The following is a 7,904-nucleotide window of genomic DNA, read 5'->3' as shown; positions in this document are numbered from 1 at the left end:
GCGTATGAGGTCCCACTCGGCATCGGACAGTTCATGGCGACGTATCACGACTCCATGATCCACAATCCAAGATCACTTTGACGACAGGGCCTAGGCGTCAGGAGAGTCAGCGGCAGGTCAGCATGGGTCCGACTGGACGCTGTGGCAGACGGTGGAACTCCGTGACGCGCCGACCGCGCGGGCGAGGCTGGCCGGGGATGGCGCGGGAGCGTCCGGGCGGTGGAGTGCGGCGGCTCTGGCGCTGCGCTCCACCACCCATCGCCTGCGCAGGTCAGCGCATGCGTCCGCGCGGCCTCAGGCGGGTGTGGGGGAGCTCGGGTGCGGGGAGGCGGTCGCCCGGGTAGCCGTGGACCTCGCCGAAGCGGTCGGAGGCGTTCTCCCAGTCCTGACGGGCTTGGGCGATGTCTTCGTGAGACCGGCCGATGAAGTTCCACCACATGACGATCTCCTCGTTGAACGGCGGGCCGCCGAGCAGCAGGAGCCGGGCCGGCTCCCCGGAGGTGTTGGTGAGCGTCACGGTGTCACGGCCGGGGCCGACGTAGCCCAGTTCCGCCCGGCGTACGGCGGTGTCACCCAGCCGGATGCTGCCCTGGTCGACGAGGACGCCGTGCTCGAACCCGGAGTCGACGGCGACCGTGAGGCTGGCGTTCGGGTCGAGGACGAGCTCGGCGCCGAGCAGCGGGGTGAAGGTGCGTACGGGCGAGGTGTCGCCGCACAGCGTTCCGAGGAAGACCCGGACCAGGGCCCCGTCCACCCGGACCGGCTCGGGGACGTAGTGCTGGAAGTCGCGCTCCGCGTGCCGGTGTTCCTCGGGGAGTGCGACCCAGAGCTGGGCGCCGTGCAGCACCGTGGTGCGCGGGGTCGACACCTCCGTATGGCTGATCCCGTGCCCGCCGGTCATGAGGTTGAGCTCGCCGGGGCGTACGAAGGCGTGGCTGCCCAGGCTGTCGCGGTGCTCGATCTCCCCGGTGAAGAGCCATGACACGGTCTGCAGTCCGGTGTGCGGGTGGGGCGCGACGTCCATGCCGCCCGTCGCGGTGACGTCGTCCGGACCGTAGTGGTCGGCGAAGCACCAGGCGCCGATCAGGGAGCGGGACCGCTGCGGCAGGGTGCGGCGCACCGTCATGGCCCGCGGGCCGCCCAGCGGGACGTCGCGGGCCGGCAGCACCTCGACCCGGGGCGCGCCCTCGCCGTGCCCGTCGCTCGCCGGGGCCGCGCGGCGCACCTCGGCCGGGCCCGTCTCAGAGTCGCTCATCGGAGGACACCCCCCGTGACATTCTTGTTGGATATTCAACTATCATGGGTGGATCTTAGGACACCACGGCCCGGGGCGCACACCAGGCGCGCCCCGGCCGAAGCGGCCACAAGGAGACCCGAGTGAGCGCCACCACACCCCCGGACGGTCGGCGGGTCTACGTCGACAAGCAGTCGCCCAAGGCGTACCACGCCCTGGTCCAGACATCCGAGGCGGTGCGCGCGAGCGCCGCCGACGCGGGCCTGGACCGGGTGCTGGTGGAGCTGGTCAACCTCCGCGTCTCCCAGCTCAACGGCTGCGCCTACTGCCTGGACGTCCACACCAGGGCGGCCCTGCGCGCGGGCGAGTCAGCCCGGCGCCTCGGGGTCCTGGCCGCCTGGCGGGACACCGAGGTGTTCACGGCGCGGGAACGCGCGGCCCTCGCCCTCGCGGAGGCCACCACCCACCCCGCGGACGCGTCCGCTCAGGAGACCGCCTACGCGGCGGCCCGCGAGGTGTTCGACGACACGGAACTCTCCGCGGTCATCTGGGCGGCGATCACGATCAACGCCTTCAACCGGGTCTCGATCCTCAGCAAGCACCCGGTACGCGGGGTACCCGGGACGGGGTCGGCGACCCCGGCCTGATCCGGGCGGAAGGTCCCTACGCGCCGCCGCCCGTGCGTGCCCGGTCCAGCCAGGGGCCGAACTCGCTGTCCCGGACCAGCCGTCCGAGCTTGCGGTACTCCTGGAGCACCGCCGCGACGATCTGCTCCATGCCCAGCGGCCGCCCCGCGTCCGCCGCCAGATAGGCGGAGGTCACCGCGCAGGCCCGGATCGACCCGCCCGCCAGCGGGAAGCGCTCCGCGCAGAACTCCAGGTCGAGTCCGGCCTCGCGGGGGAGGGCCGTCCCCAGACAGCGGTCCCACAGGGCGAGCCGCTGCGCCGCGTCCGGCATCGGGAACTCCGCGATCACGTCGAGACGACGGGTGAACGCCTCGTCGAGGTTGCCCCGCAGATTGGTGGTGAGCACCGCGATCCCGTCGAAGGACTCCATCCGCTGCAACAGATAGGCGGACTCCACGTTGGCATGCCGGTCGTGTGCGTCCTTCACCTGCGAACGCTTCCCGAAGATGGCGTCCGCCTCGTCGAACAGCAGGATGCCGTTGACGTCGGACGCCTCGGCGAAGATCCTTTCGAGGTTCTTCTCGGTCTCCCCGATGTACTTGTCGACCACCGTGGACAGGTCGATCACATAGAGCTCCATGCCGAGCTCCGAGGCCAGCACCTCGGCGGACATGGTCTTGCCGGTGCCGGACTCGCCCGCGAACAACGCGATGATCCCGCGCCCCCGGCCGCCCCCCGGACGCATCCGCCACTCCCCGAGGACCTGCTCCCGGTGACGGGCGCGCAGCGCCAGCTCCGACAGCTCGCGCCGGGTGACGGCGGGCAGGACGAGATCGTCCCAGCCGACCGCCGGCTCGATACGCCGGGCGAGCCGTTCGAGACCTGCCCCGTTCTGTGCCCGGACCGCCGCCCGCAGGTCCCGCGCGTCCACCGCGCGCTCCTCCACCGCCGCCAGCCGGGAAGCGACCACGGCAGCCCTGCGCACCTGAGCGGAGTCCAGCCGGTAGGAGGCGGTGGCCTCGACGAGCCCGTCGCCGTCCGGCTCGCCCGGGGCGGGCAGTCCGACCGCCGCGCCTGCCTCGGCCAGTGCCCGGCGCCACCGGTGCGCCGACTCCTCGGGACCGGGCGACGGGACGGGGACCACGACCGGGCTCTCCCCGGCCCACAGCGGATCCCAGTGCTTCGTCCCGTACGCGGCCAGCGGCACCCCGTCGGCCTCCGCGCACAGGTCCCCGAGCAGACGCCCCCGTTCGGGACGCTCGGGGGACAGCGCCTCCAGCGGGCCGAGGACGATGCCGCCACCGCTCAGCCGGGCCTCGGCCGCCAGGACGCGTACGGCACGTTCCGGCTCGGACGCGGTGGTGAGGGCCGCGATGTCGACGACCAGCGGGCGGCGTCCCGCGGCGAGCAGCGCCTCGACCGCCACCCCGCCCGGGTCGCCGCCCCGGTCCAGCAGATGCACCAGCCCGCTGCCGGTGCCCAGGGCCGCCGCGACCCGCCGGACCAGCGGGCCGCCGTCCGGCCGCGTACCGGGCCCGGCCGGACGGACCAGCCCGCGCAGCCTGCCGTCGACCACGTCGTCGCCCAGCAGATGGGCGGTGACCCGGTCCGGCACCCGCAGGACCCGGGAGAGCAGCGGCCGCTCCGGCTCCGTCACCTCCACCAGCCCGCCCGCCACCAGCGGGGCGGACGGGGCGAACCGGAACCGGCCCGCGCTCGCGGCGGGCAGCCCGCACAGCTCCAGTGCCAGACCGATGGTGGGCCTGCGCCGCGTGAGGTCGTCGTTGAGATACCCGTACAGCCGCTCGAACCGGCTGTCGATGTCCGGGGCCATCGCGACCAGCAGCAGATCGACGTCGACCGGCAGCAGCCCGAAGTCCTTCCCGAGCCGCCCGAGCCGGCTGCCGGGCGGGAACTGCGGGCCCGGCCCGCAGCCGTACGCGGGGACCGGTGTGAAGGCGTCGCGGGACTCCACGATCCGTGCCGCCGCCCCAGGGGTGAGGTACTGCCCCCGGAACGGGTCGTCCGGCTGCGGGTCGGCTCCCTGCCGTACCGCCACCGCGTCCCTGACCCGCTGCTCGACGTGGACCAGCTGCTCCCAGAGGTCCGCGACGGCCGCCGCCGGGGCGTCGGCCTCCCCCCGGACGTCCTCGGTGCTCCGTGCCGTGGTCATCGGGCGGCGCCTCCGCGACGGCGTCGGCCCGGCGGCAGCTGCCGCTCGCGCTCCGCGGCGAAGCCCCGCTCCCCGGGATCGGACGCACCGTCGTAGCGCAGCCGACGCCCCGGGCCCGCCTCCTCGCCGTCCCGGGCGGCGGCGGTCCGCACCACCAGGCCCTCGGTGACCGGCGGCCCGGCCTCCGTGCGCTCACCGGCCAGCGGGGCCCACACCCGCAGATCGATCGCGGCCTTCAGCTCACCGCCGAGCGCGGACCACACGTCCGAGGCGGACGGCCCGTCGATGCCCGGACCCGCCGCTTCGATCTCCACGGCCAGCCCCAGCTCGGCGAGACTGCCCGTACGCATCCGCTCGGGCAGCACGTCCGACCGTACGAGACAGCGCAGCACCTCGGAGAGCAGCCGGTGTTCGTCCTGCGGGTGATTGGTCCAGGCGGTCACCAGATAGGTCAGCTCGAACCAGCGCGGCGGGGTCCGCCAGCCGATGACCACGCCCTGGGCGTCGTGCTCCTCAGCCGTGCCGGTGCGGCGCCGGGTGGCGTCCTCCCGGATGCGGTGCAGGAAGACACTGATCGTGGGCGCGTTGCGCCGGGCCGACCACTCCTTCGTCGGCGCGTCGAAGACCAGGTCGACACCGCTGTCCTGGAGACCGGCGTCGACCAGCAGCAGCCGCAGCCCCTCGTCGACTTCGTGGATCATCGCCGCCCCACCTCGTCCGGCGGGACGATGGTGCCGCTGACCACCAGGAAGTCCGTGGGTTCTGCCGTGAACCCGGGTCCGCTCGCGGTGATGGTGCGCGGCCCCGTCTGGTCCTTCGCCAGGATCAGCAACTGCGCGATGAAGGTACCGTCCCGGCGCGGAAGGGCGGGCACCGCCGCCGCCGTGATGCCGGGCTTCCACTTCAGCGTCACCGGCGCGCCGGGCGGGAAGTCCTTGCCCCGCACGGAGGTGACGAACCCCGGCTTGCCGACCTCGGGCACCGAGACGATCCGGGGCTGGAGGATGCGCAGTTTCCTGCGGGACACGTTGTCGCCCCTGTCGGCGTCGGTCCCGGTGGTGGTCAGGGTCGCGGTGATGGCCGCCGTCAGTGCCCGGTCCGGCCTGAGCACGACCCGGACGACCGTGGAGGCGCCCGGAGCCAGATCGGACAGCGCGCACGTCCCCTTCCCGCAGCCCGCCGGAAGCGGGCCCGCCGGGATGCCGGCCGGGAGCCCGAGCTTCAGCCGCAGCCCGGTGGCCAGCGCGTTCTTGCCGTTGCGCACGGTGTACGTCACCACGACCCGGCCGCCGACGTAGCCGGGGCTGGGCTGGGCCCGTACGGTGACGCCCGGTCCGGCCTTCGGCGCGGGCGGCTCGGGAGCCGGGGGCCGGGGCTTCGAGGGCGTCGGGGAAGGCGTGGGCGCGGGGGCCTCCTCGACCGGAACGGTCGTTCCGGTGGCGTTGTCCGTCGGATTCGGGTCCACCACGGCCCCGGCGACCGACCAGCCGATCCGCTGGTCCCCCGCCGTGACTCCGGTGAGCCGGGCGGTGACCGTCACGCTCTGGCCCGGCCGGAGCACCCCCAGCTCGCACTGGGGTGACCCGGCGGCGCAGGAGCCGACCGGGGTGGTGAGCTCCTCCAGGCGTACCCCGGGCGGAGCGTCGAGGGTGAGTACGGTGCCGGGCGAGGCGGCGGGCCCCCGGTTGGTGACCGTGACCGTCACCTCCCCGGTGGCGCCGACCTCCACCGAGGGGGCGGTGGGCGGCGCGGTCAGGGACAGGTCGACGGACTGCTGGAAGGCTGGCTCCTTCTGCCGCCCGGCGAGCCGCTCGCCGAACGGTGTCAGGGTGCCGGAGGCGAGGTCCAGCACGGACAGCTGCTCCGGGGAGTTCGGCGCGGAACCCCTGCGCGAACTCAGCACCAGCCGTGCGCCGTCCGGCGACCAGGCCACGTCACGGGGCTGGAAGGGGCCGTTCGGCGGGGTGTCGGGGAGGTCCTGGCGGCAGGTGTCGGGATTGTCGCCCGGGACGGCCGGAAGCACTACCCGGCACTCATCACCCTTCAGAGAGGTGATCACGATGCCGCCACGCCCGCTGTCCTGGTCGTTCCCGCCGTCCTTGCGGTTGAAGGCGATGCGGGTGCCGTCGGGGGAGAAGGCGGGGCTGTCGTCGATCTTCTTGCACTCACCGGAACAGATCGTGGTGCTGAGGTCGCGCTGCTGGCCGAGCTCGGACACCGGCGCGGTCCAGATGTGCTTGATGCCGCCCAGGCCCCGGATCACATGATTGCGCGTGAAGGCGAGAGTGGTGCCGTCCGGGGACCAGGCGGGCTGCGCGTCCTGCCCCGTCAACTGCCCGGCCGGAGGCACGATCCTGCCGATGATCGCGCCCGTGGCGACATCCGCGACGAGGATGCTGCTGGGCCCCGCCTTGTCGCCGACGCCGCCGGGCGAGGTCCGGGTGAACGCCAGCTTGGTGCCGTCCGGTGAGAACGCGGGGTCGGTGTCCCAGTCGCCGGGCGCGCGCCCGGCGAGCGTCATGGCCGCCGCGTTGCCGCCGTCGGCGTCGGCCAGCCAGATCCGCTCGGCCCGTGTGCCCGCCAGGTCCTCGAACCGGGTCACGACGATGCGCTGGCCGTCCGGGGTGTAGCTCTGCCGTTCGGTCCACGGGTCGTACCCGTCGTTCGGGTTGAACAGCAGGTCCGCGTCGCTGGTCTCGGTGGCCTGGGGGTCCTCGTGCAGGACGGGGAGACCGAGGTCACGGGGGTCCGAACCGTCCTGCCGGACGTCCTGGAGCGTCGCGACCACTGACGTGTCGTCGTTGCTGTCGTGCGGCCTGGGCGCCGTCCGCCGGGAAACGATGACGGTCCCGGTGTCCAGCGGGCCGGTCCAGGTGGGCGAGTCGACCTTGCGGTTCTCATCGAGTTCGGTCTTCGGCCCGGCCTCGTCGAAGGCGGTTCCCCGGTAGACACGTTCGTACTCGCACGTGCAGTCGCGGCCGAGGTAGACGAGGCTGTTTCCGTCCGCCAGCCAGGCGGCCGATCGGGTACGCCAGGCCGCTTGCTCACCGCCGAGCAGCTGGCGGTCGGTGCCGGGGCGGCCCTTGGTCACCCACAGTCTCGGATCGTCCTTCTTCGTGGTGAGGGTGTATGCGATCTGGCTGCGATGGGCGTCGTCGTCCACCGGGTTCCACGCCGGTTCGGTGGCGTCGCCGGGCGCTTCGTTGACGACGCGCGCCGCACCGCCCTCCACCCGGCGCTCGTAGATGAGTCCGGTGCCGCCGGGGCCGGAGTCGCAGGAGTACGCGATACGCGTGCCGTCGGGGGAGAAGGTCGGGGAGGTCTCGTTGTTGCGGGTGTCGGTCAGCCGTCGCAGGCCGTTGCCGTCGACGCCGACGGTCCACAGCTCGCGCTGGGCGGTGCCGTCCGCGCCGCGCTCCTCGGAGTCGAACACCACGGTCCGTCCGTCCGGGGAGAGTTCGGGGTGCGCGGCGTCCCGGTCGCTGGTGAGCTTGCGTACCGATCCGTCCGCCTCCCGCACGTACACCTGTGGCCGCACGCTGTCGCGCAGGCTGGTGAAGACCATCAAGTCGCCGCGTACGAAGGGGTCCTGGTCGTAGTGGGCCGGTCCGGGACCGAACAGCGGGTCGGAGCTGGACGGACCGGTGACCCGGCCGATGCTGCGGTGCTCGGTCCCGGCGTACGTGATGCGCCCGGCGTCGACCGGGGTCTCGTCCGCCGCCGCGGCCAGCCGTGGCGCACCCTGCGGGGCGGACGCGGAGCCCGCCACCAGCAGGGGGGCCAGCAGCATCACAGCGCCCACCAGTCGGCCCAGCCTGGTATGCCTCGCAGGGCCAGCAGTGCCGGTCACGGCCCACCTCACAGTCTGTCG

Annotated in this window: 5 protein-coding genes; 1 reads left to right on the top strand and 4 read right to left on the bottom strand. The window is 73.4% G+C overall.

What is annotated here, in order from left to right; genetic code table 11:
- Positions 1–271: 271 nt before the first annotated feature.
- Entirely contained in the window at positions 272–1,255 is a 984-nt protein-coding gene (locus ACFVWY_RS25505) for a pirin family protein (protein WP_389876566.1), read from the bottom strand.
- Between the two features lie 122 nt (positions 1,256–1,377).
- On the opposite strand from ACFVWY_RS25505, the gene ACFVWY_RS25500 reads away from it, so the two are divergent.
- On the top strand, positions 1,378–1,881 hold the full coding sequence (locus tag ACFVWY_RS25500; protein ID WP_389876564.1) for a carboxymuconolactone decarboxylase family protein: 504 nt from the start codon (positions 1,378–1,380) through the stop codon (positions 1,879–1,881).
- 16 nt (positions 1,882–1,897) lie between these two features.
- Here ACFVWY_RS25500 and ACFVWY_RS25495 read toward each other — a convergent pair whose 3' ends face one another.
- The 3 genes from ACFVWY_RS25495 to ACFVWY_RS25485 are packed head-to-tail and all read right to left on the bottom strand — an operon-like array spanning position 1,898 to position 7,823.
- Positions 1,898–4,033, bottom strand: coding sequence for an AAA family ATPase (locus tag ACFVWY_RS25495; RefSeq protein WP_389876562.1), 2,136 nt, complete (start codon positions 4,031–4,033; stop codon positions 1,898–1,900).
- Positions 4,030–4,734, bottom strand: a complete 705-nt coding sequence (locus ACFVWY_RS25490; RefSeq protein WP_389876561.1) for a DUF4255 domain-containing protein — start codon at positions 4,732–4,734, stop codon at positions 4,030–4,032. The genes ACFVWY_RS25495 and ACFVWY_RS25490 overlap by 4 nt, the downstream gene beginning before the upstream one ends.
- Entirely contained in the window at positions 4,731–7,823 is a 3,093-nt protein-coding gene (locus tag ACFVWY_RS25485) for a hypothetical protein (RefSeq protein ID WP_389876571.1), read from the bottom strand. The genes ACFVWY_RS25490 and ACFVWY_RS25485 overlap by 4 nt, the downstream gene beginning before the upstream one ends.
- Positions 7,824–7,904 lie beyond the last annotated feature (81 nt).

It is taken from the genome of Streptomyces sp. NPDC058195 (assembly GCF_042883525.1).
GTDB lineage: Bacteria > Actinomycetota > Actinomycetes > Streptomycetales > Streptomycetaceae > Streptomyces.
Note: the sequence above shows the minus strand (reverse complement) of the source record. Positions and strands in the feature narration are given on the sequence as shown.

Coding starts and splice junctions, on each gene's coding strand:
- ACFVWY_RS25505 (WP_389876566.1), bottom strand. CDS start 1,255: ATGAGCGACTCTGAGACGGGCCCGGCCGAGGTGCGCCGCGCGGCCCCG.
- ACFVWY_RS25495 (WP_389876562.1), bottom strand. CDS start 4,033: ATGACCACGGCACGGAGCACCGAGGACGTCCGGGGGGAGGCCGACGCC.
- ACFVWY_RS25490 (WP_389876561.1), bottom strand. CDS start 4,734: ATGATCCACGAAGTCGACGAGGGGCTGCGGCTGCTGCTGGTCGACGCC.
- ACFVWY_RS25485 (WP_389876571.1), bottom strand. CDS start 7,823: ATGCTGCTGGCCCCCCTGCTGGTGGCGGGCTCCGCGTCCGCCCCGCAG.